At 70.7% G+C, this 22236-nt stretch carries 19 protein-coding genes; 6 read left to right on the top strand and 13 right to left on the bottom strand.

The window, feature by feature from the left end; translation table 11 throughout:
- Nucleotides 1-31: 31 nt before the first annotated feature.
- Both ilvN and AB0N03_RS10290 read right to left on the bottom strand, forming a co-directional pair.
- Nucleotides 32-538 (bottom strand): acetolactate synthase small subunit, encoded by a 507-nt coding sequence (gene ilvN / locus AB0N03_RS10285; protein ID WP_360267042.1) that lies wholly within the window; start codon nucleotides 536-538, stop codon nucleotides 32-34.
- Between the two features lies 1 nt (nucleotide 539).
- Nucleotides 540-2432, bottom strand: coding sequence for an acetolactate synthase large subunit (locus AB0N03_RS10290; RefSeq protein WP_364368371.1), 1893 nt, complete (start codon nucleotides 2430-2432; stop codon nucleotides 540-542).
- A 335-nt stretch (nucleotides 2433-2767) separates the two neighbouring features.
- Here AB0N03_RS10290 and AB0N03_RS10295 point away from each other — a divergent pair, with 335 nt between their 5' ends.
- Nucleotides 2768-3214 (top strand): PH domain-containing protein, encoded by a 447-nt coding sequence (locus AB0N03_RS10295; RefSeq protein WP_364368374.1) that lies wholly within the window; start codon nucleotides 2768-2770, stop codon nucleotides 3212-3214.
- Nucleotides 3215-3320: 106 nt separating this feature from the next.
- A complete protein-coding gene (gene ilvD, locus AB0N03_RS10300; protein ID WP_364368376.1) occupies nucleotides 3321-5165 on the top strand; it encodes a dihydroxy-acid dehydratase in 1845 nt (614 codons plus the stop codon).
- Nucleotides 5166-5275: 110 nt separating this feature from the next.
- Here the strand turns inward: ilvD and AB0N03_RS10305 are convergent, their stop codons facing one another.
- The gene (locus AB0N03_RS10305; RefSeq protein WP_364368379.1) at nucleotides 5276-5854 is read right to left on the bottom strand and encodes a DoxX family protein; all 579 of its coding nucleotides are present in this window, start codon (nucleotides 5852-5854) and stop codon (nucleotides 5276-5278) included.
- Nucleotides 5855-5905: 51 nt separating this feature from the next.
- Nucleotides 5906-6814, bottom strand: a complete 909-nt coding sequence (locus tag AB0N03_RS10310) for a 2-hydroxyacid dehydrogenase (RefSeq protein WP_364368382.1) — start codon at nucleotides 6812-6814, stop codon at nucleotides 5906-5908.
- Between the two features lie 65 nt (nucleotides 6815-6879).
- Here AB0N03_RS10310 and AB0N03_RS10315 point away from each other — a divergent pair, with 65 nt between their 5' ends.
- Nucleotides 6880-8088: a PQQ-dependent sugar dehydrogenase gene (locus tag AB0N03_RS10315; protein WP_364368385.1), complete on the top strand. Its 1209-nt coding sequence runs from the start codon at nucleotides 6880-6882 to the stop codon at nucleotides 8086-8088.
- Between the two features lie 9 nt (nucleotides 8089-8097).
- Here AB0N03_RS10315 and AB0N03_RS10320 read toward each other — a convergent pair whose 3' ends face one another.
- Complete coding sequence (locus AB0N03_RS10320) at nucleotides 8098-8544, bottom strand: MarR family transcriptional regulator (protein WP_364368388.1); 447 nt, start codon at nucleotides 8542-8544, stop codon at nucleotides 8098-8100.
- Between the two features lie 62 nt (nucleotides 8545-8606).
- Between AB0N03_RS10320 and AB0N03_RS10325 the strand changes: the two genes are divergently transcribed.
- The 3 genes from AB0N03_RS10325 to AB0N03_RS10335 all read left to right on the top strand — a co-directional run bounded on the left by AB0N03_RS10325 (nucleotide 8607) and on the right by AB0N03_RS10335 (nucleotide 13767).
- Nucleotides 8607-8975 (top strand): VOC family protein, encoded by a 369-nt coding sequence (locus tag AB0N03_RS10325; RefSeq protein WP_364368391.1) that lies wholly within the window; start codon nucleotides 8607-8609, stop codon nucleotides 8973-8975.
- A 319-nt stretch (nucleotides 8976-9294) separates the two neighbouring features.
- Entirely contained in the window at nucleotides 9295-13239 is a 3945-nt protein-coding gene (locus AB0N03_RS10330) for a nucleic acid/nucleotide deaminase domain-containing protein (RefSeq protein WP_364368394.1), read from the top strand.
- Nucleotides 13240-13314: 75 nt separating this feature from the next.
- On the top strand, nucleotides 13315-13767 hold the full coding sequence (locus tag AB0N03_RS10335) for a hypothetical protein (protein ID WP_364368397.1): 453 nt from the start codon (nucleotides 13315-13317) through the stop codon (nucleotides 13765-13767).
- A 1-nt stretch (nucleotide 13768) separates the two neighbouring features.
- Here AB0N03_RS10335 and AB0N03_RS10340 read toward each other — a convergent pair whose 3' ends face one another.
- The 8 genes from AB0N03_RS10340 to gatC form a co-directional block, all read right to left on the bottom strand.
- On the bottom strand, nucleotides 13769-14911 hold the full coding sequence (locus tag AB0N03_RS10340) for a Gfo/Idh/MocA family oxidoreductase (RefSeq protein WP_364368400.1): 1143 nt from the start codon (nucleotides 14909-14911) through the stop codon (nucleotides 13769-13771).
- The gene (locus tag AB0N03_RS10345; protein WP_364368403.1) at nucleotides 14908-15654 is read right to left on the bottom strand and encodes a cupin; all 747 of its coding nucleotides are present in this window, start codon (nucleotides 15652-15654) and stop codon (nucleotides 14908-14910) included. Before AB0N03_RS10345 ends, AB0N03_RS10340 begins: the two co-directional genes overlap by 4 nt.
- Nucleotides 15651-16571 (bottom strand): PmoA family protein, encoded by a 921-nt coding sequence (locus AB0N03_RS10350; protein WP_364368406.1) that lies wholly within the window; start codon nucleotides 16569-16571, stop codon nucleotides 15651-15653. The genes AB0N03_RS10345 and AB0N03_RS10350 overlap by 4 nt, the downstream gene beginning before the upstream one ends.
- Complete coding sequence (locus tag AB0N03_RS10355; protein WP_364368409.1) at nucleotides 16568-17713, bottom strand: Gfo/Idh/MocA family oxidoreductase; 1146 nt, start codon at nucleotides 17711-17713, stop codon at nucleotides 16568-16570. Before AB0N03_RS10355 ends, AB0N03_RS10350 begins: the two co-directional genes overlap by 4 nt.
- A gap of 451 nt (nucleotides 17714-18164) precedes the next feature.
- Nucleotides 18165-18701, bottom strand: coding sequence for a hypothetical protein (locus tag AB0N03_RS10360; RefSeq protein WP_364368412.1), 537 nt, complete (start codon nucleotides 18699-18701; stop codon nucleotides 18165-18167).
- A gap of 9 nt (nucleotides 18702-18710) precedes the next feature.
- The gene (gene gatB, locus AB0N03_RS10365; protein WP_364368415.1) at nucleotides 18711-20216 is read right to left on the bottom strand and encodes an Asp-tRNA(Asn)/Glu-tRNA(Gln) amidotransferase subunit GatB; all 1506 of its coding nucleotides are present in this window, start codon (nucleotides 20214-20216) and stop codon (nucleotides 18711-18713) included.
- On the bottom strand, nucleotides 20213-21730 hold the full coding sequence (gene gatA / locus AB0N03_RS10370) for an Asp-tRNA(Asn)/Glu-tRNA(Gln) amidotransferase subunit GatA (protein WP_364368417.1): 1518 nt from the start codon (nucleotides 21728-21730) through the stop codon (nucleotides 20213-20215). The genes gatB and gatA overlap by 4 nt, the downstream gene beginning before the upstream one ends.
- Nucleotides 21727-22026, bottom strand: a complete 300-nt coding sequence (gene gatC / locus AB0N03_RS10375) for an Asp-tRNA(Asn)/Glu-tRNA(Gln) amidotransferase subunit GatC (RefSeq protein ID WP_364368420.1) — start codon at nucleotides 22024-22026, stop codon at nucleotides 21727-21729. The genes gatA and gatC overlap by 4 nt, the downstream gene beginning before the upstream one ends.
- Nucleotides 22027-22236: the final 210 nt, after the last annotated feature.

Here is a 22236-nt window from a genome sequence, read left to right on the forward strand (position 1 = left end):
TTACTGCTTCCTTTCCTGACTTACAAAGTTTCTAACGCGGCGAAGTAGCGGTTATGGAGCGGGCGCCGCGGCCCACCGCGACCATGCCGGACTGCACCAGCTCGCGGATGCCATACGGCTCCAGCATCCGCAGCAGCGCACCGATCTTGTCGGACGTCCCGGTGGCCTCGACGGTGAGTGCCTCCGGGGAGACGTCCACCACCTTGGCCCGGAAGAGCTGGACGGTTTCGAGGACCTGGCTGCGCACGGTGTTGTCGGCGCGGACCTTGACCAGCAGCAGTTCGCGCTGCACGGCGGTCGACTGCTCCAGCTCGACGATCTTGATCACGTTGATCAGCTTGTTGAGCTGTTTGGTCACCTGCTCGAGCGGTAGCTCTTCGACGGCGACCACGATCGTCATGCGGGACACCTCGGGGTTCTCCGTGGGCCCGACGGCGAGGGACTCGATGTTGAACCCGCGGCGGGAGAACAGGCCCGAGACGCGCGCGAGCACACCCGGCTTGTTCTCGACCAGGACACTCAGCGTGTGGACGGTCATCTCAGCGCTCGCCTTCCCCAGCGGCTTCCGCTGCGGCTTCCGTGGTCTCCACCGAAACCTCGTCGTCGTCGAACAGCGGCCGGATCCCCCGGACCGCCATGATCTCGTCGTTGCCGGTGCCCGCGGCGACCATCGGCCACACCTGGGCATCCTTCCCCACGACGAAGTCGATCACGACGGGGCGGTCGTTGATCTCCATCGCGCGGCGGATGGTGGCGTCGACGTCCTCGCGGGTCTCGCACCGCAGGCCGGCGCAGCCGAGCGCCTCGGCCAGCAGCACGAAGTCCGGGATGCGGTGCTTGTGCGTGCCGAGGTCGGTGTTGGAGTACCGCTCCGAGTAGAAGAGGTTCTGCCACTGCCGGACCATGCCGAGGTTGCCGTTGTTGATGACGGCGACCTTGATCGGCGCGCCTTCGATGGCGCAGGTGGCCAGCTCCTGGTTGGTCATCTGGAAGCAGCCGTCGCCGTCGATCGCCCACACCGGGGTGCCGGGGACGCCGAACTGCGCGCCCATCGCGGCGGGCACCGCGTAGCCCATGGTGCCGAGGCCGCCGGAGTTGATCCAGGTGCGCGGGTTCTCGTACTTGACGAACTGCGCGGCCCACATCTGGTGCTGGCCGACGCCGGCGGTGTACACCGCGTCCGGGCCGACGAGCTCGCCGATCCGCTCGATGACGTACTGCGGCGACAGCGAACCGTCGTCGGGCCACTCGTAGCCGGCCGGGTAGTTCTTGCGCCAGTTGTCGGCCTGGGTCCACCAGTCGGTGAGGTCGGGTTTGCCGCCGTGCTCGAACTCCGTCGTCACGGCGGTGATCAGCTCGCCGATGATCTCCTTGCAGTCGCCCACGATCGGGACGTCGGCCTTGCGGTTCTTGGAGATCTCGGCCGGGTCGATGTCGGCGTGGACGATCGCGGCGTCCGGCGCGAACGACGACAGCTGGCCGGTGACGCGGTCGTCGAACCGGGCGCCGAGCGCGATCAGGAGGTCGGCGCGCTGCATCGCGGCGACGGCGGCGACCGTGCCGTGCATGCCGGGCATGCCGAGGTGCTGCGGGTGCGAGTCGGGGAACGCGCCGCGCGCCATCAGCGTGGTGACGACGGGGATGTTCGTCAGCTCGGCGAGCTGCTTCAGCTGCTCGTGCGCGTCCGCCTTGATCACGCCACCGCCGACGTAGAGCACCGGGCGGCGGGCCTTCCCGATGAGCTTCGCGGCTTCGCGGACCTGCTTGCCGTGCGGGCGCAGCGTGGGGCGGTAGCCCGGCAGCCGCAGCTCGGTCGGCCAGGAGAACGAGGTCATCTCCTGCAGCACGTCCTTGGGGATGTCCACCAGGACCGGGCCGGGCCGGCCCGTGGACGCCAGGTGGAACGCCTCGGCAATGGTCCGCGGGATGTCCGCGGGGTCCGTGACGAGGAAATTGTGCTTGGTGATCGGCATGGTGATGCCGCAGATGTCGGCTTCCTGGAACGCGTCGGTGCCGATCAGCGCCCGGGACTGCTGCCCGGTGATGGCGACGACCGGGACGGAGTCCATGTTCGCGTCGGCCAGCGGGGTGACCAGGTTGGTCGCGCCCGGGCCGGAGGTGGCCATGCAGACGCCGACCTTGCCGGTGGCCTGCGCGTAGCCGGTGGCGGCGTGCCCCGCGCCCTGCTCGTGGCGGACCAGGATGTGGCGGACCTTCGTCGAGTCCAGCAGCGGGTCGTAGGCGGGCAGGATGGTGCCGCCCGGAATGCCGAAGACCACCTCGGCGCCGACCGCCTCGAGCGAGCGCACGAGCGACTGGGCGCCGGTGACGCGCACCGGGGTTCCCGCCGGTGGCGCCGGCTTCGGACGTGCTCCGGGCGTTCCGGGCGTCGGCCCGGGTTTCGCGTCGCTGCGCGACGTGGCACTGGTCATCGGTTCTGCCTCGTGGGTCTCGGTGTCACTCGTTCGGGTCGGTTTTGTGCGGTGGGGCGGGGAATCGCTTCCCGTGGGCAACAAAAAACCCTCGCCGACCGTAAGGTCGCACGAGGGTTCGCGCGTCGACGCAGCGGAAAGTCTTCCCTAAGCGTCGACGCGCTTGGGAAGTACGAGGCCGGTCAGCGGTGTCACGACGCTGACGCTAGCCCGAAGGTCTCGCGAGTGTCAACTCTGCGGGACGGCGTGTCCGCATCGTGGACACGCCGGCGGCGCGGGTCACGCCCGCCCGACCCGGGTTCCGGCCGGTCCGCGCCGCGGTGCACCATTTCCGGGTGGCCGAACAAGAGCAGGACGAGGGCCGGAAGGCCGTCTTCCGGATCCCCCGCACGTCGTTCCTGGCGATCGCCCTCCTGACGATCTGCGTGACGCCGATCGCGCTCGGCGAGATCCCGTACCTGCAGTGGCTCTACGTCTTCCCGATCGCGCTCGCGGTGTTCGTGATCCGGACCCGAACGGTCGCGACGCGCGAAGGGCTCGCGACGCGCACGATGTTCGGCCACCGCGACGTCCCGTGGTCGGCGCTCAAGGGGCTGGCGATCACCAAGTCGCGCGTGCAGGCGGTGCTCGAGGACGACACGAAGGTGCCGCTGCCGACCGTGCGGACCCGGCACCTGCCGGTGCTTTCGCTGGTCAGCGAGGGTCTCGTCGCCGACCCGAGCGGGCTGCTCGACCCCGGGGACATCAAGCCGGGCCGGTCCGAGGCCTCGACCGGCGAGTAGCCCCACGGCACACGCGCGTCGCCCGGCGGGCTAAATTGGTAGGACCAGTTTCGCCGGAGCGTCCCGGACCTCCGCCTGGCCCACCATTCCGACCTGGGAGTTCGCCGTGCCGCCTCTCCGTTCCCGGACCACCACCCACGGCCGCAACGCGGCGGGCGCGCGCTCGCTCTGGCGCGCCACCGGCATGACCGACAGCGACTTCGGCAAGCCGATCGTGGCGATCGCCAACTCCTACACGCAGTTCGTGCCCGGCCACGTGCACCTCAAGGACCTCGGCGAGATCGTCGCCGGCGCGATCAAGGAAGCCGGCGGCGTCGCGCGCGAGTTCCACACCATCGCCGTCGACGACGGCATCGCGATGGGCCACTCGGGCATGCTCTACTCGCTGCCCTCGCGCGAGATCATCGCCGACTCCGTCGAGTACATGGTCAACGCGCACCAGGCCGACGCGCTGGTGTGCATCTCCAACTGCGACAAGATCACCCCGGGCATGCTCAACGCCGCGATGCGGCTCAACATCCCGGTCGTGTTCGTCTCCGGCGGCCCGATGGAGGCCGGCAAGGCCGTCGTCGTGGGCGGCGTCGCGCAGGCACCGACCGACCTGATCACGGCCATCGCCGCGTCGGCCAGCCCCGAGGTCGACGAGGACGGGCTGGACATCGTCGAGCGCTCGGCCTGCCCGACCTGCGGCTCGTGCTCCGGCATGTTCACCGCGAACTCGATGAACTGCCTCACCGAGGCGCTGGGTCTCTCCCTGCCGGGCAACGGTTCCACGCTGGCGACGCACGCCGCGCGCCGCGCGCTGTTCGAGGAGGCCGGCCGCACGGTCGTCGAGCTGTGCCGTCGCTGGTACGAAAACGACGACGACTCGGCGCTGCCCCGCTCGATCGCGTCGAAGGCGGCGTTCGAGAACGCGATGGCCCTCGACATGGCGATGGGCGGCTCGACGAACACGGTGCTGCACATCCTCGCCGCCGCCCAGGAGGGCGAGGTCGACTTCACGATCGCCGACATCGACGCGATCGGCCGCCGCGTGCCGTGCCTGTCGAAGGTGGCGCCGAACTCCGACTACCACATGGAGGACGTCCACCGGGCCGGCGGCATCCCGGCGATCCTCGGCGAGCTCTACCGCGGCGGGTTGCTGAACACCGACGTGTGGTCCGTGCACTCCCCGGACATCGAGTCGTGGCTGGGTGCGTGGGACATCCGGGCTTCTTCGCCTTCTTCTGTCGCTCTCGAGCTGTTCCACGCGGCGCCCGGCGGGGTTCGCACGACGCAGGCGTTCTCGACGGAGAACCGCTGGTCGTCGCTGGACACGGACGCGGCGGGCGGCTGCATCCGCGACGTCGAGCACGCGTACACGAAGGACGGCGGCCTGGCGATCCTGCGCGGCAACCTCGCCGAGAACGGCGCGGTGATCAAGGCCGCGGGCATCGACGAGGACCTGTGGCACTTCGAGGGCCCGGCGCGGGTGCTGGAGAGCCAGGAGGAGGCCGTGTCGGCGATCCTCAAGAAGGAGATCCAGCCGGGCGAGGTCCTGGTGATCCGCTACGAGGGTCCGGCGGGCGGCCCGGGCATGCAGGAGATGCTGCACCCGACGGCGTTCCTCAAGGGGTCGGGCCTGGGCAAGAAGTGCGCCCTGATCACGGACGGCCGCTTCTCGGGCGGTTCGTCGGGCCTCTCGGTGGGCCACATCTCCCCGGAGGCGGCGGCGGGCGGCCTGATCGCCCTGGTGGAGAACGGCGACCGGATCCTGCTGGACATCCACGAGCGCCGGCTGGAGCTGCTGGTGGACCCGGAGGTGCTGGCCGAGCGGCGCTCGAAGATGGAGGCGTCCGAGCGGCCGTGGCAGCCGAAGGACCGCCAGCGCCCGGTAACGGCGGCGCTGCGGGCGTACGCCCGGATGGCGACATCGGCGGACACGGGCGCGGTCCGGGATGTGAACAAGTAAGCCTGGCTCGAGCCGCAGAGGCCGTCCCTTTTTCGGGGCGGCCTGTGCGGTGTCCGAGGCTCACGGCCCCGATGTCGTGAATGACTCATTCACGACGTTCGGCCCCGGACCTACCGCGTCAAAACGATGACCACCACAGCGGCCGCGGCGGCCAGCAGCAGCGAAACCAGCCCCAGCGGCAACGGCCGCTTCCGCCACGGCGTGTTCCGCTCCAGCGAAATCGGCCCGGAGCCGGTGAACAGCAGGCTCAACGCGGAAGCCCCCAGCAGCAGCTCGAACTCGAACCCCTGCCCCTGGCCGCCCTCGAAGAACCCACCGTGGAACTTCGCGTAAACCGCGTTCGCCATGACGCCCAGCAGCCCCGCCGCGGCCAGCGGCGTGAACAGCCCGACGATCACCAGCACCCCGCCGGCCAGCTCGGTGATGCCGGTGATCCACGACAGCAGCGTCGTCTGCTTGTGGTAGCCGAACGTCTCCAGCACCCGCGCGAACCCGCCGATGCCCGGGCCGCCGAACAGGCCGAACAGGTGCTGCAGGCCGTGCGCGCCCATGGTCGCGCCGAGCGCCAGCCGCAGGATCAGCAGGCCGAGCCCGAGCCCGCCCTGGCGCGGGGTGTCGTCCGCCCCGTCGTCCTCGACGTCCGACAAGAGGCTGGTCGGCTGCTGCGAAAAGTCGTCTCCACTGCTCACGCGCGAAGAGTAGGGGATGCGGGCTGACCTGGCGAGAGAGCGCGCCGCGCGTCAGTACTCCCCGTGCACGAGGTTGTCCGGCAGCTCACCTCCCGCGTACCGCGCGATCTCGGCCGCGGCGACGGCGTACGACCGCCCCCGCACGCCGCGCACGGCCCCGCCGACGTGCGGGGTCAGCAGCAGCCCCGGCGCCGTCCACAGCGGGTGCCCGGGCGGCGGCGGCTCGGGATCGGTGACGTCGAGCGCGGCGCGCAGCCGGCCCGTGGTCAGTTCGGCGACCAGGGCGTCGATGTCCACGACGGCACCGCGCGCAACGTTGACCAGCACCGCGCCGTCGCGCATCTCGGCGAGGAACTCCGCGTCGACCATCCCGCGGGTGCGCGAGGTCAGCGGCACCATCAGCACGACGACGTCGTGCAGGCCGAGCAGCGCGGGCAGCTCCCGCACCCCGTGCACGCCGTCCCGCGCGGTCATCCCGACCATCGTGCACCGCGCGTCGAACGGCTCGAGCCGCCGCCGCAGGTGCTGCCCCAGGTCACCGGCGCCGATGACGAGCACGCGCTTGCCCTGCAGCGTGTCGGTGCTTTGGCGCTCCCACCGGCCTTCGCGCTGCGCCGCGCCGAAGACGTCCAGCTTCCGGTACATCGACAGCAACACCGCGACGACCCACTCGGCGGTGCTCCCGCCGTGCGCGCCCCGACAGGTGGAGAGCAGGACGCCGTCGGGCACCTTGCCGACCCAGTCCTCGGCGCCGGCGGAGAGCAGCTGGATCAGCTTCAGGTTCGGCAGCGTGCGCCAGAGCTCCTCGCCCGGCGGGTGCTTGCCGGGGATGAGCACCTCGGCCTTCGCGGCCTCGGGCGGCAGCGGCTCGCCCCACTGGTGGCGCACGGGCAGCACCCGCGGCACCTCGGCGAGCACGGTCAGGCCCTCGTCGTCGGGCACCAGGACGGTCAGCGTCATGATCTCCAACGTAATCGAGGAGTGCTAACCCATGGTTCACGTGCCGGGCCCTAGGCTGGTGAATCATGCGAACCCGGTACCGCTCGGCCCTGCTGGCGATCCTGGCCTGCGGCATCCTGCTGCCGGCCGGGTGCGCGCGGTTCGACGACACCGCGGCGGGCCAGACCTTCAGCCCCGCGCCCGTGCCCAGCCCCGAGTCGCCGCCCGAGGTCCAGGGCCCCGGCGCGGACTCCGGCGGCGACGGCAAGCAGGCGCGGCCCGGCCAGTCGGCCACGCCCGTGCCGCCGCCGCAGGGGTGCAAGGACTTCGACCCGTCGGTGATCGCGACCTGCCTGGACACCGTCGCCGCGGTGGCCGGCCTGCCGGGTGACGGCTCGACGCCGAGCGCGCTGGCCGGCGAACGCAAGAGCGGCCGCGTCATGCTGGCGACGGCGGGCAAGGACGCCACGGACTTCGCGAAGCTCGACGTCCAGGCGGTCGGCGACGGCGGCCTGACCGGGCTCGCGCTTTCGCCGTCGTACGTCGAGGACCAGCTGGTGTTCGCCTACGTGACGACAGCGACGGACAACCGCGTCGTGCGCTTCGCCAAGGGGCAGGCGGCGAAGCCGGTGCTCACCGGGATCCCGAAGGGCGCGACCGGCAACCGCGGCACGATCAGCGCCGACAACCGCGGCGCGTTGCTCGTCGCCACCGGCGACGCGGGCGATCCGAACGCCGCCGCCGACCCGAACTCGCTCGCGGGGAAGGTGCTGCGGATCGACACGTCCGGCAAGGCCGCGGCGGGCAACCCGAACGGCTCCCTGACCGTGGCGGCCGGGCTGCACGCGCCGGGCGGGCTGTGCGCCTCCGCCGACGGCGGCCGCGTCTGGGTCACCGACCGGCTCGCCGACAAGGATGCCCTCTACCGGGTGCAGGCCGGGCAGCCGCTGACGACGCCGGCGTGGACGTGGCCGGAGAAGCCGGGGGTCGCGGGCTGCGCCGACTTCGTCGACGCGAACGGCTCGGTCTCGGTCGGGACGTCGCTCGCCGGGAACCTGCAGAACCTGCCCGTGACCGCGGAGGGCGCGATCAGCGGCAAGCCGACCGTGAGCCTCGACGGGAAGACCGGCAAGCCGCCGGAGACGTTCGGGCGGCTCGCCGGGATGAGCATGATCAACCCCCAGCTCGCGGTGGCGGGCACGGTCAACAAGGACGGCGGGACGCCGGTCTCGAGCGACGACCGCGTCGTCCTGATCACGCCGGCGACGTCCGGCGGCGGCAACGGCAAGGACTGACCCAGCCGGCTAGGCGCCGTCGTCGCGCAGGGAACGGATCATGCTGCGCAGGATCCGCAACGCGCCCGACTGGTCGGCCTCGGTCAGCCCGGACAGCATCCTGACCTCGACGGACCGGACCGCGACGGTCGCCTTCTCGAGGCTCCGTCGTCCGCGAGGCGTGAGCCGCGTGGGAAGCACTTTCCCGACGGGTGCCTCCGCGGGCCGGGTCACGTAGCCCTCTCGTTCCAGGGCCTGAAGCAGCACGTTCATCGACTGCCGGGTCACGAACGCGCCCCGCGCGAGCTCGGAGTTCGACAAGCCCGGTCGCTGGGCCAGCAGCTCGAGGCAGGAGTAGCGCGTCACGTTCATCCCGAGCGGCCGCAGCACCTCCTCCATGGCCACGCGCAGCGCGCTCGACGCCTCTTTCAGCAGGTAGCCCAGTGACGTCTCGAGGTCGACACCGTCTTGACTCATGTCAGCATTCTGACATAGGTTGGTCCGTGTCAGAAAGCTGACACGAACCGAAGGAGCATCTCATGCCCGCCACCGGCCCCGACTTCCTCTCGCTCCAAGCGCGCGACCTCGACGCTTCGCAGGCGTTCTACGAGCAGTACCTCGGCCTCGTCCGCTCGCCGGCCGGACCTCCGCACGCCGTCGTCTTCGAGACGAAGCCGATCGCGTTCGCACTCCGCGACGTCCTTCCCGGCACCGATCTCGCCTCCGTTGCCCAGCCCGGCATCGGTGCCGCGATCTGGCTCCACGCCACCGACGTCCAGGCGATTCACGATGCTCTCGCCGCCGACGGTCACACCATCGTCTCCGCGCCGATCGACGGCCCCTTCGGCCGGACGTTCACCTTCGCCGACCCCGACGGCTACCAGGTCACCCTCCACGACCGCGCCTGACCGGCCGAACGCCACCGGACGATGACCGGCGGACGGACCCGTGCCGTCCTCGCCCGCCGCGTCGTCGGACCTGTGACCCCGATCACCCCCTTTTGCCTCATGGTTCGGCGATCTTCACGCTGTTAAGGTCGCGGTTGGGCGGAATCTCACGGTGTTCCGCTGAGGGGGATTTCCGGATGCTCGTGCTGTTTTCGTGGCTTTGTGCCGTCCGAACGACGTTTCGCGATTCTTCGTCGCCCGGCTGACCTTTTCCGGCCGTTTCCCTCCCCACCCGAGCACCGGCCGGTGTGGCGCCGGTGCGCGTTCGCGAAAGAGAGCCATGAGACCGCTGAAAAGACTTCAGCGGCTCCGGCGCGGCGGTCTCGTCGTCGCGCTGGTTGCCGCACTGACCGCACAATCCGTGCAGCAGGCCACCGCGGCCCCGGCCGCGGTCCCCCGGACCGCCGCCACCTCGACGGCCGCCGAACTTTCCCCGCGCGCCAAGGTCCTCACGATCTGGCGCAGCGCCGGCTCGCAGGTCAAGGCCGAAGCCGAAAAAGCGCTGACCGGCTCCGACGCCGACGTCACGGCGTTCCTCGACGACAAGCTGGGCCGGCTCGCGACGCTGGACGACCGGCTGTCGGTGAACCAGATCCTCAACGCCGGCGGCCCGACCGTGAAGACGACGGCGCAGCAAGCCCTCGACGCCGCGGACAACGATCCCGCCGCGCTGCGGAACTTCCTGAGCGGTGGCTGGGTCCCCGCGTCGGACACCGACCTGCGCGTCCGCGTCAACCAGATCATGGCCGCGGGTGGCGCGGAGGTGAAGAAGGCCGGCCAGGTCGCGCTGGACAACGGGACTTCGGCCGCGCTGCACGAGTTCCTGGACACGACCTCGGCCCGCGCTGAAGCCGTCGACCTCCGGGTGCGCGTCAACCAGATCCTGACCATCAGCGGCCCCGAGGCGAAGGCCGCGGCGCAGGACGCGCTGGACGACGGCACCCCGAACCGGCTGCGGCTGTTCATCGACCGCGACTGGGAGGTCGCGGCCGCCCGCGATCAGGAGACGTCGAGCATCCAGCAGCTGGTCGACGCCGCGAAGATCGCCGGCGCCCAGGCCGCGCAGGAGACGCAGGAGGCGAAGGACGCCGCCGACCGCGCGAAGCAGGAAGCCGACCTGGCTCGGCAAGCGAGCGAGCTCGCCGCCCAGGCCGCCGAGGCGGCGAAGGACAACGCCGCGGGTGCGGCGGAAGCGGCCGGACGGGCCGCGAGCGCCGCCGACCGGGCCGCGAACGCCGCCGTCACGGCGATCGGCGCGGCCAACGCGGCGACGTCGGCGGCCCGGGTCGCCGCCAACGCCGCCGCCCGCGCGGCGGCCGCGGCGTCGAAGGCCGGACGAGCCTCGAGCGCCGCGTGGAGCGCGGCCGCCGCCGCCCGCGTCGACCGCGGCAAGGCCGGTGACGCCTCGAAGGCGGCCATCGACGCCGCGGCCGCCTCGACCAGCGCTCAGCAGGCCGTCGACGCGATCGACCAGGCGCAGGTCGCGCTGGGCCACGCCCGCGAAGCGATCGACGCGGCGAACTCGGCCGGGACGAACGCGTCGAACTCGGCCGCGGCGGCACGCGAAGCCGTCAAGTGGGCGAAGAACGCCGGTGCCGATGCCCACCAGGCCGAAGCCGCGGCCGCGACCGCGCAGCGGCAGGCCAACCGCGCGAACCAGGCCGCGGCCTCGGCCCGCACGTACGCCGACGAAGCGGCCGCCGCGGCGGCACAGGCGCGTGTGCTCGCTTCACGCGCCGCGCTGGACGCCGCCGTCGCCGCCGCGGCCGCGCGGGACGCGGCAGAGCACGCCGTCAACGCGGAACAGGCGGCGCAGCTCGCCACCGAACACGCGAACGCGGCGAGCACCGCCGCGCAGATCGCGGTCGACTCGGCGAACCAGGCGGCCCGGATCTACACCGCCGCCCGCAAGGTCGACGAAGACCGGATCGCGCTGCAAGCCGACCAGGCCACCGAAGCCGCTCAGCAGGCCGGCGCCATCCAGGACCGGCTCGGCCTGACCCGCAAGTGGAACGCGGCTCAGGAGGTCCAGCGCGACACCGAAACCAGCAGGCTGCTGGCGGAGGCGAACGCACCCGGCACCACCCCGGCCCTGGTCACCCTCGACGGCCGGAAGGTCGCCCTGCGGCTGCTGACCACGGGTGGCCCGTGGACGCAATCGGCCGCCGAAGGCGCGCTGTCCGGCGCCGACCGGGAAGTCCAGGAGTTCGTCCACACCGGCGTCGCCCGTGCGGCGGCCCAGGACGACCGGGAGACCCTGCAGGAGCTCATCGACGACGCGAACCCGGCGAAGAAGGCCGCCGGGCAGCAGGCACTCGCGGGCACCGACACCGACGTCAAGCGGTTCCTGGCCTCGCCGGACTACCCGACCGAAGGCAGCGTGCTGCGGCTGCAGGTCAACCAGGCCCAGGCCACCGCACGCGCCGAGGGCAACGCCGTCGTCGTCTCCGAAGCGCAGAAAGCGCTCGACGCCGGCACCGTGGCCGCGTACCGGCAGTTCCTCGACACCGGGCAGAACGTCGCGCGGGAAAAGGACGACCGGCTGGCGCTGAACCAGCTGATCGCCGCCACCACCACCGGGCCGGAAGCCCGGATGCTGGCCCAGGCGGCGCTGGCCGGCCCGCCCGACATGGTCCGGATGTACCGGCTCAACGGCCAGTACGTCGCGACCCGCCACGACCGGGAATCGGCAGCGCACAACGCGGTCGTCGCCGGCCTGGTCGCCGAGGCGACTTCGGTCGCGGCGACGGCGTCCCAGAACGCCGCGCAGGCGCAGTCGGTCGCGGCCGGCGCCCGGCACGACGCGGACAAGGCGCGCCAGTACGCGGAAGAGGCGAACGCCCACGCCACCGACGCCATCAACTCGGCGAAGGACGCGGCGAAGTCGGCGCAGGACGCCCGGGAATCGGCGGAGAAGGCCTACCAGTCGGCCGCCACCGCGCAGGACGCCGCGGCCCGCGCCTCGCAGGCGGCGGTCCGGGCCTCGCAGTCGGCCATGGCGGCCCGGCACTCCGCCAACGTGGCCACCCAGTACGCGCAGAGCGCCATCGACGCGGCGCACCAGGCGTACCAGGACGCGATCGACGCCGGCAAGGACGCCGACGCCGCCGTCACGGCCGCGAACGACGCCCGGGAAAAGGCGATCACCAAGGCGAACCAGGAGATCGCCGACGCCAAGAAGAAGTTCGCCGACGACGTCAACGGGGCCTGCAACGCGGTCCCGGCGGGCCCGGAGCACGACGACTGCGTCGCCCGCGCGACCCGGTTGATCAACGATCCCAAGGGCGAGTCCGAGCGCAACGTCGCGGTCTGCAACCAGCTCAAGCAGTACAGCGAGCAGACGTTCAACGACTGCCTCAAGGGCGCGTACAACCCGGCGCTGACCTACGTCATCAACAAGGCGATCTCCGACGCCAAGCAGCAGGCCGAGGACGAAGCCGATTCCGAGCGCTGGTGGACGATCGCCGGGACGATCGTCGCGGGAGCGGTGATCGTCGGGGCGGGCATCTTCTGCGCGGAGGTCTGCACGGCCCCGCTGGTGGGCGCGCTGGTCACCGCCGAAGCGGGTTTCCTGGCGGAGGCGGTGGGCGCGGGCTTCGAGCTGACGCTCGGAGCGGAGTTCGTCACCGGCATCGCCAGCGACTCGTTCCTCGCGTCCAGGTTGAGCGCGCTGAGTTCCGAGGAGTTCCTCTCCAACCTCGCGGTGCGCAACACCCTCGGCGATCTGGCCCGCAATTTCATCAGCAAGATCGGCGGGGCGTGCATCCCCGGGTTCGCCGCCGCCCGCGCGGCGGCCGCCGGCGGTCCCTGCCTCAACCCCCTCCAGTACGAACGCTGGGGGAACGACCTCGCCGACAAGGCCTATCAGCTGCGGCGGGCGATGGGCCTGCTCAAGAGCCCGGGTATCAACGTCTCGGTGGCGAAGATCCCCGGATACACCGATCCCATTCTCGGCGAGGGCTACATCGGCGCGATCAGCGGCACGAACCTGCACGCCGAGCAACGCATCATCAAGACGCTCGAAGACGCCGGATTCGATCCCAAGCAGATCGAGCGTCTGTTCACCGAACGGAGTCCCTGCAAGGACACGTGCCTTCCACTGCTGACCGAAAAGCTCACGCCGGGCACGACGATCGATTATGCCGTTTACTACCTCAAAGACAGTGAAATGGAGCTGGAAACGCTGCGCAGCCTCATCGCGCGACGCGGCACCGGATATCCCTGATAATTGATTGGCAACGGCGAAGTGGTGGCTTGGCGCTCGATTCCGGCCACCACTTCGCCGTGCTAAGGTGAATGCATGACCGATCCGTTCCAGTTCGAAAAGGCGGCGCAGGTCGCCGATGATCCGATGTTCCGGGCACCGGAAGAAGCGATCGCGTCGTGGCGCGAACTGGCGGAATCGGTGCGGGCGGAACTGACGAGAATGGGTTTCGCCGCCACGGTGCTCGACCGCTTCACCCCGGATCCCTGGCCGGCCGGGGCGTGGATCCACGTCAACGACATCCAGCCCTTCGGGGTGACGCTGGAATGGCACGCGCCGGTCCAGGAGACCGCGTCCTACCACGAGCAGATCAGCCGTCAGGACCCCGCGAACCCGCTCGTCGGTTACGTCGTCACGGCGAAGGAGCTGATCGTCCGCGCGTTGCTGGAGGTCGTGGGGGCAGCCGGCTTCCGGACGCTCGTCGACCACGAGGAACGCCAGAGCTACCACTACCGCGTGCTCGAAGCACCGCAGTTCCCCAAGGACTGACCTACGCCGGCGGTTTCAGCTCCACCCGCCGTCCTTCCGCCGACGACGTCAACCCGGCCTCCGCGAGCTGCAACCCCCGTGCGGCCGAGAAGAAGTCGTAGCGGTGCTGCCGCCCGGCGACGACGTCCCGGACGAACTCCTCCCACTGCGCCTTGAAGCCGTTGTCGAACTCGGCGTTGTCGGGCACCTCCTGCCACTGCTCGCGGAAGGGCTCGGTGGCCGGGAGGTCCGGGTTCCAGACGGGCTTCGGCGTCGCCGAGCGGTGCTGGACGCGGCAGCGCCGCAGGCCGGCGACGGCGCTGCCCTCGGTGCCGTCGACCTGGAACTCGACCAGCTCGTCGCGGAAGACCCGCGTGGACCACGACGAGTTGATCTGCGCGATGGCCCCCGACTCGAGTTCGAAGATGCCGTACGCGGCATCGTCGGCCGTCGCCGGGTACGCCTCGCCCTGCTCGTCCCAGCGGCGCGGAATGTGCGTGACCGCCTTCGCCGTCACCGCGCGGACCGAGCCGAAGAGGTTCTCCAGCACGTAGTTCCAGTGGCAGAACATGTCGAGCACGATCCCGCCGCCGTCCTCGGCGCGGTAGTTCCAGCTCGGCCGCTGCGCCTCCTGCCAGTCGCCTTCGAAGACCCAGTAGCCGAACTCGCCGCGCACCGACAGGATCCGGCCGAAGAACCCGCCGTCGATCAGCCGCCGGAGCTTCAGGATGCCGGGCAGGAACAGCTTGTCGTGGACGACGCCGTGGCAGATCCCCGCGTCCCGCGCGAGACCGGCCAGCTCCAGCGCCGCCGGCAGCGTCTCGGCCAGGGGTTTCTCGGCGTAGACGTGCTTGCCCGCGGCGATCGCCGCCCGCACCGCCGGCTCGCGCGCCGACGTCAGCTGCGCGTCGAAGTAGATCCGCACGTCGTCCAGCGCCGAGTCGATGTCGGTCGTCCACGCGGTCAGGCCGTGCCGATCGGCGAGTTCTTTCAGCTTGGCCGCGTTGCGCCCGGCGAGGATCGGCTCGAGCTGCACGCGGGTGCCGTCGGGCAGTTCGACGCCGCCCTGCTCGCGGATGGCCAGCACCGACCGGAGCAGGTGCTGCCGGTACCCCATCCGGCCGGTGACCCCGTTGAGCAGCACTCCGATGGCGGTCTGGTTCATCGCTGCCGGCCTTCCTGGTCGAGGACTCGTTCCCCACCCACGGGCGAGGTCAGGTCGTATTCCGTGCGGCGCCCGCACATGCCGTAGCCGTCGGGGTTCGACGGCGTCGCGACCCGGACGCCCGACTGGTCGAGGTGGCTCCCGTCGCCGTCGGCGAGGGCCTTGAGGTGCGCCCCGGTCAGTTCGGTGGCCTCCAGGGCCCCGGCCTGCCAGCGCGGTACCCAGTCTCCGATTTTCGGCGACACGAGCGCGACGGCCGCCCGGTGGAAAGTCCTCAGCGGCTCCGGGTCGCCGTCCAGCAGCGCTTCGCGCAGCGGCAGGTAGCCGCGAATCGCCAGGTCACGACGTTCTTTGGCGCCGTCGTCGGTTTTCGGCAACGCGGCGGCCTCGGCGTAAGCGGCGGGGTCGGCGAGAACTTCGGGCGGGAAGGTGAACACGGCGTCGCCCGCTTCGGGCAGGCCGCTGTTCTGCATGAGGACGGTGACGCGCAGGCCGCCGCCCTGCACCATCCGGTGGACGGTCCCCGGCGCGAACCACGCGATGACCCCGGCTTCGAGCGGCGTCTCCGCGTACCCGCCGGTGCTCAGCGTCTGGACGGCGCCTCGCCCGGCCGTGACGACGTAGGCCTCGGTGCAGGCGAGGTGCAGGTGCGGGCTGCCACCGCAGACGCCATCCTCGGCTTCCCAGTCGTAGGCGCGCAAGTGTGAGACGCCGATGCCACCCGGTAGCGGGAATTCGTTCATGACCATCCGTGCCTGTCGAGATATTCGGTCACCTGATCGCGGTCCCACGCTCCGTCGGCGACGACGACCCGGTAGCGGTACGTGAAGCTCTCTCCCGGCGGGAGGGCGAATTCTTCGAAAAACGCCCACGAGAAGGCCACCATGGGCGTGTCCTTGCTTCGGACGAACCAGTGCGACTCGTGGATCGCGTGGTCGTTTTCCGGCGAATGCGCGAAGACGAGCGTCGAGTGCGCGTCGACGTCGTCGTGCTCACCGACGAAGGCCAGCCACGGCGCCTGCGCGCCCATCATGTCGTCGCCGCGGAGATCACCGGGCCCGAAGACGCGGCCGCCGCTGAAGTCACGCGGGCCCCGCCAGTGCAGGCCGGTGTACCCGGCCTGCTCGCGGCCGGCGGTGGTCGGGCTGCCGAACACGAGCGGCGCGTCGCGGACGTTGGTCAGCTCGATGCCCCAGTCGATGGCCCAGGCGCCCTCGCCGGCCTCGACGGAGTGGACGACGATGTCCCGCCGCTCGCGCGCCCATTCGTCGCCGCGGTGGGCGACCCAGGTGAGCCGTTCGGTGAAGGTCAGCCGGTCGCCGTCGACGGTGAAGCCGGCGAACCCGTCGTGGCGCATCGAGCCGATGCGGTCGGGCAGGTCCTGGTACCAGCGGCCGGGGACGTAGGTGTGGCCGCCCCAGAAGTTCTGGCCGGACAGGTGGCTCGACGTCATCTGCAGGCCCTTGTGCCACCGGTGGTCGGCGGGCCGGTACCCGCTGACGCGCCGGCCGCGAAGGGTCCGCAGCGGATGGGTGTAGGGCTTGCGCGACTCGTAGGCGACGGGATCGGGCTTGTACACATAGGACATGAGCTGGACCTCGGCGGCCTCGACGGTCACGCGGTCGCCGTGCCGGTGGATGACGCTGATCGCCGCGCTCACGGGGCTTTTTCCCCGGCGCCGGCCATGTCGCGGTAGAACGGGTCACCGGGCCCGATCTCCCCGCGCCGAACGCTCTGCCCGGTGAAGGCGGCCTTGTAGAGAGCGGCGACGAACTCCAGCACGCGCCGCCCGTCCCGCCCACTGCACGGCGGCCGCCGCCCGGCCCGGTAGGCGTCCAGGACGGGTGTCAACGCGGCGGCGTGCGAGCTGCCGACGTCCTCGGCGGGTTCGGTCTCCAGCTTGGCGCAGTTCGGTGCGGGGGTGTATCGCCAATTTTCGGCAACGTGGCCGTAGAGGTGCGTGAGCTCGACGGTGGCGCGTTCGCAGTCGATCCGGATCCGGCTCACTTCGTCGGGCGAGAGGACACTGTTGACGACGGTCGCCAGCGCCCCCGACCCGAACCGGACGAGGGCGGTGGAGACGTCCTCGGTCTCGACGTCGTGCACGAGCCGCGCGGTCATGGCCTGGATTTCGGCCCACTCGCCGTCTCCAGCCTCCCTGCTCTCCTCCCCCGCGCCGCGCTGTCTGCCATCCCCGCCATCCCCGCCATCCTCGCCGTCCTCGCCGGCGAGCAGGTGGAGCAGCAGATCCATCTGGTGAATGCCGTGCCCCATGGCGGGCCCGCCGCCTTCGGTCGCCCACCGCCCTCGCCACGGGACGGAGTAGTAGCCGGCATCGCGGTACCAGGTGGTCTGACAATGCGCGACGAGCGCACGGCCGAGCTCCCCCTTCGCGAGCAGTTCCCGAAAACGGGCAACGGCGGAGCCGGACCGCTGCTGGTAGACGAAGGAGACGTACGGACCCCGCTCCCGTTCGGCGGAGACCATCTCGTCGTATTCGGCGAGCGAACGACAAGGCGGCTTCTCACACCAGACCCAGGCGCCGCTCCCGAGGACTTTTTTGGTCTGTTCGACGTGCAGCCCCGGCGGAGTGCAGATCGAGACGAAGTCAGGTTTCTGCTCGGCGAGCAGGGAGTCGAGGTCACGGTAGGGCCGGGCATGGTCGGTGGTCGCACAGAAGGCAAGGGCCCGAGCCTCGTCGACATCCGCGACGGCCACGAGATCGACGTCATCGTGGTGAGCCCGATAGGCAGTGCGGTGGCTGTCGGCGATGGCCCCAGCCCCGACGACAGCGACCCGCATGCGCTTCCCGTCAGCCAACCCGAACTCCCTCCTCACCGACTCCGACGACCTGCCCCGCAGACGCCCACCGCGGTTCCCTGCACGCGCCGCTCCCGGCCCAGCTCCTTCACCGGCTCACTCTCGTTTCGGCTCGCGGATCCGTCAGCGACGTCCCGCGCCGGCCCGACCTCCGCCGAGCGTTTGCGCTCCGGTCGCCGGCCGGCGACTTCGCTGTCACCACTGGATGTCGTTCGCCCACCGACGTCTCCCGCCGGTCACCCGCAGCCTCCTGCGGCACACCTCGACCGTCTCAGAAAGCGCTTTCTCACGCAACGGCCGCCCGCGATGTCAACGTTGTCAGCACCAGCCCACAACCGGAACGGACGACTCGGTCATCCACCGACCACGCCCGCACGGCTGCCCCTGGCGGCGATCCGCCGTCACCTCAACCGGTGCGGTTGCCGAGAATCGGTCAGCGGCTCTTGCTACGGGGCTCACGTTTCCGCGACTGGCGGCTTTCGGCCCGCGCCGCCCGCATGTCCAAGAAAGCGGCCACGCCCGACACGAGCGCGGCCAACAGCCCGAGGAACCGGCCGAAGCCGGGACCGATCGCGATACCGGCGGCGTCGAAGATGCCGCGTTGGTCGGCGTCGAACTCCCAGTCCAGCGTGAACCAGCCGACCACCATCAGCAGCAGCGACGCCACGGCGACCACCAGCCACAGGTGCGGCAGGCCGCTCACCCGTGCTTTCCGGATTCGCCCGAAAAAGACCACGACCAGCCCGGCCAGCAGTAACAGCAACGGCGGGCACCACGCGAAGAAGCCCGAGTGCCACGCGTCGCGGACGACATCACTGTGCTCCAACTGCGAGAGGATGTCTTCGATGTCCGGTTTGTTGGTGCTCAGCGTGGTCCACGGCAGGAACGTCGAACCCAGCGCGAGCAGCCCGGCCGCCAGGCCGAGCCACTCGCGCCAGGTGACGCCTTTGACAGAGAACGGCTGTGTCATGAAATCGGGTCAGGAACCGACGCGCTCGATGATCAGCTCGCGGACCCGCTTGGCATCGGCCTGTCCCTTGGTCGCCTTCATGACCGCGCCGACGATCGCACCCGCCGCGGCGACCTTGCCGCCGCGGATCTTGTCCGCGACGTCCGGCTGCCCCGCCAGGGCCTCGTCGATGGCCGCGAGCAGCGCCGAGTCGTCCGAGACGACCTTCAGCCCGCGCTTCTCGACGACCTCGCGCGGCTCGCCCTCACCGGCGAGCACCCCCTGGACGACCTCTTTGGCCAGTTTGTTCGTCAGCTCACCCGACGAAACCAGCCCGATGACCTCGGCCACCTGCTTCGGCGTGATCGCCAGATCGGCCAGCTCGACCTCGCGGGTGTTCGCCTCCTGAGCCAGGGTGTTGACCCACCAGCCACGGGCCTCGTCCGGCGACGCGCCGGCCTCGACCGTGGCCGCGACGAGGTCGACAGCCCCGACATTCAGCAGGTCACGCAGGGCTTCGTCGGAAAGTGACCACTCCTGCTGGATCCGCTTCCGCCGCTCGGACGGCATCTCAGGCAGCGTGCCACGCAGCTGCTCGACCCACTCGCGCGACGGCGCGATCGGGACCAGGTCGGGCTCCGGGAAGTACCGGTAGTCCTCGGCGGTCTCCTTGGTGCGGCCGGGCGACGTCGAGCCGTCGGCCTCCTGGAAGTGGCGGGTTTCCTGCTTGATCTTGCCGCCGTCGGCGAGGATCGCCGCTTGCCGCGTCATCTCGTAGCGAACGGCCCGTTCGACGCTGCGCAGCGAGTTGACGTTCTTCGTCTCGGTGCGCGTCCCGAACTCGGTCGCGTCCTTCGCCATGAGCGAAATGTTCGCGTCGCACCGCAGCGAGCCCTGGTCCATGCGGACGTCGGACACGTCGAGCGCGCGCAGCAGGTCCCGCAGCGCGGACACGTACGCCCGCGCCACCTCGGGAGCCCGCTCGCCGGTGCCCTCGATCGTCTTGGTGACGATCTCGATCAGCGGCACGCCGGCCCGGTTGTAGTCGAGCAGCGAGTGCTCGGCACCGTGGATCCGCCCGGTGGCGCCGCCGACGTGCAACGACTTGCCGGTGTCCTCCTCCATGTGCGCGCGCTCGATCTCCACGCGCACGACCTCGCCGTCGTCGAGCGTGACGTCGAGGTAGCCGTTGAAGGCGATCGGCTCGTCGTACTGCGACGTCTGGAAGTTCTTCGGCATGTCCGGGTAGAAGTAGTTCTTCCGGGCGAACCGGCACCACTCGGCGATCTCGCAGTTCAGTGCGAGACCGATCCGGATCGCGCCCTCGACGGCCTTGCCGTTGAGGGCCGGCAGCGCCCCGGGCAGGCCGAGGCAGGTCGGGCAGACCTTCGTGTTCGGCTCACCGCCGAACTCGTTTTCGCAGCCGCAGAACATCTTCGTGTTGGTGTTCAGCTCCACGTGCACCTCGAGCCCCAGCACGGGGTCAAAGCGCTCGATGACGTCGGCGTAGTCCATCAACTCGGCCACGGCAGTCACTTCGTTCCTCCCAGCTCCGGGACCTTGTGGACGAGCGAGCCACCAGCGGCGGCGTCGCGGGCGGCCTCGTAGGCGGCGCCGACCCGGTAGAGCCGGTCGTCGGCGAGAGCCGGGGCCATGATCTGCAGGCCGACCGGCAGGCCGTCCTCGTCGGACAGCCCGCTCGGCACGCTCATCGCGGCGTTGCCGGCCAGGTTCGACGGGATCGTGCACAGGTCGGCGAGGTACATCGCCATCGGGTCGTCGACGCGCTCGCCGATCTTGAACGCCGTGGTCGGCGTCGTGGGCGAAACGAGGACATCGACCTTTTCGAAGGCGGCCGCGAAGTCACGCGTGATCAGCGTGCGCACCTTCTGCGCCGAGCCGTAGTAGGCGTCGTAGTAGCCGGACGACAACGCGTAGGTGCCCAGCATGATCCGCCGCTTGACCTCGGCGCCGAAGCCCTTCTCGCGAGTCAGCGACATGACCTCTTCGGCGCTGTGCGTGCCGTCGTCGGCGACGCGCAGGCCGTAGCGCATGGCGTCGAACCGCGCGAGGTTCGACGAGCACTCGCTCGGCGCGATCAGGTAGTACGCGGGCAGCGCGTAGACGAAATGCGGACACGACACCTCGACGACCTCGGCACCGAGCGCACGCAGCTGCTCGACCGCGGCGTGGAACGACCGCTCCACGCCCGGCTGGTAGCCGTCGCCGCCGAACTCCTTCACGACGCCGACCTTGACGCCCTTGAGGTCACCGGTCATGCCCTGCCGGGCCGCGGCGACCACCGGCGGCACCGGCGCGTCGATGGAGGTCGAGTCCAGCGGGTCGTGGCCGGCGATGACCTCATGCAGCAGGGCAGCGTCGAGCACCGTCCGCGCGCAGGGCCCGGCCTGGTCGAGCGACGACGAAAAAGCGACGAGGCCGTACCTCGACACCCCGCCGTAGGTCGGCTTGACCCCGACGGTGCCGGTGACGGACCCGGGCTGCCGGATCGAACCACCGGTGTCGGTCCCGATGGCGATGGCGGCTTCGAACGCCGCGATCGACGCTGACGAACCACCGCCCGACCCGCCCGGGATGCGGGCGTGGTCCCACGGGTTGTGCGTCGGGCCGTACGCCGAGTTCTCGGTCGACGAGCCCATGGCGAACTCGTCCATGTTCGTCTTGCCGAGAATCACGACACCGGCCTCGCGCAGCTTGCGCGTCACGGTCGCGTCGTACGGCGGGATCCAGCCTTCGAGCGTTTTCGAACCACAGGTCGTCGGCACGCCCTCGGTGGTCAAGACGTCCTTGAGGGCGAGCGGCACGCCGGCCAGCGCCGACGCGGGCGCGTTGCCCCCGGCGATGCCCTCGTCGACGGCCTTGGCCGCGGCCAGCGCGCCCTCGGTGTCGACGTGCAGGAACGCGTGGATGTGGTCGTCGACCTCGGCGATCCGGTGCAGGTGAGCCTGCGTGACCTCCACCGCGGACACCTCGCGCGCGTGGATCTTCTCCGCCAGCTCGGCGGCGGTCAGCTTGATGAGCTCGGTCACTGCTCTTCCCCCAGAATCCGCGGCACCCGGAAGCGGCCGTCCTCGGCGGCCGGCGCACCGGCCAGCGCCTGCTGCTGCGTGAGCCCGGGACGGACGACGTCCTGCCGGAAGACGTTCGTCAGCGGAACGGCGTGCGAGGTCGGCGGCACCTCGTCGGCGGCGACCTCGCTCACCTTGGCCACCGAGTCCAGGATCTGGTCGAGCTGGCCGGCGAAGACGTCGAGCTCGTCGTCGGTCACGGCCAGCCTGGCCAGCTTCGCGAGGTGCGCGACCTCGTCTCGGGAAATGTTGGGCACGCGGGTGACTCCCGGGTTGTGCTGTGCGGGTTGTCTCGGAAGCTGCAAGTCTATGGTGACGACGCCGGACGACTCGACTGGGTTACGCCCGGCGCAGGCCGGGTGCCGTCCGGCGACGCTCGCGTCCCGCCCGGCGGACAGCGGGTCCGCGGGCCGGGTGGGTCTGTCACAATCGGCGACCGGCATCGAGCGTCCCACGGCAAGGCTGGG

This window comes from Amycolatopsis sp. NPDC051061, from assembly GCF_040682935.1.
GTDB lineage: Bacteria > Actinomycetota > Actinomycetes > Mycobacteriales > Pseudonocardiaceae > Amycolatopsis.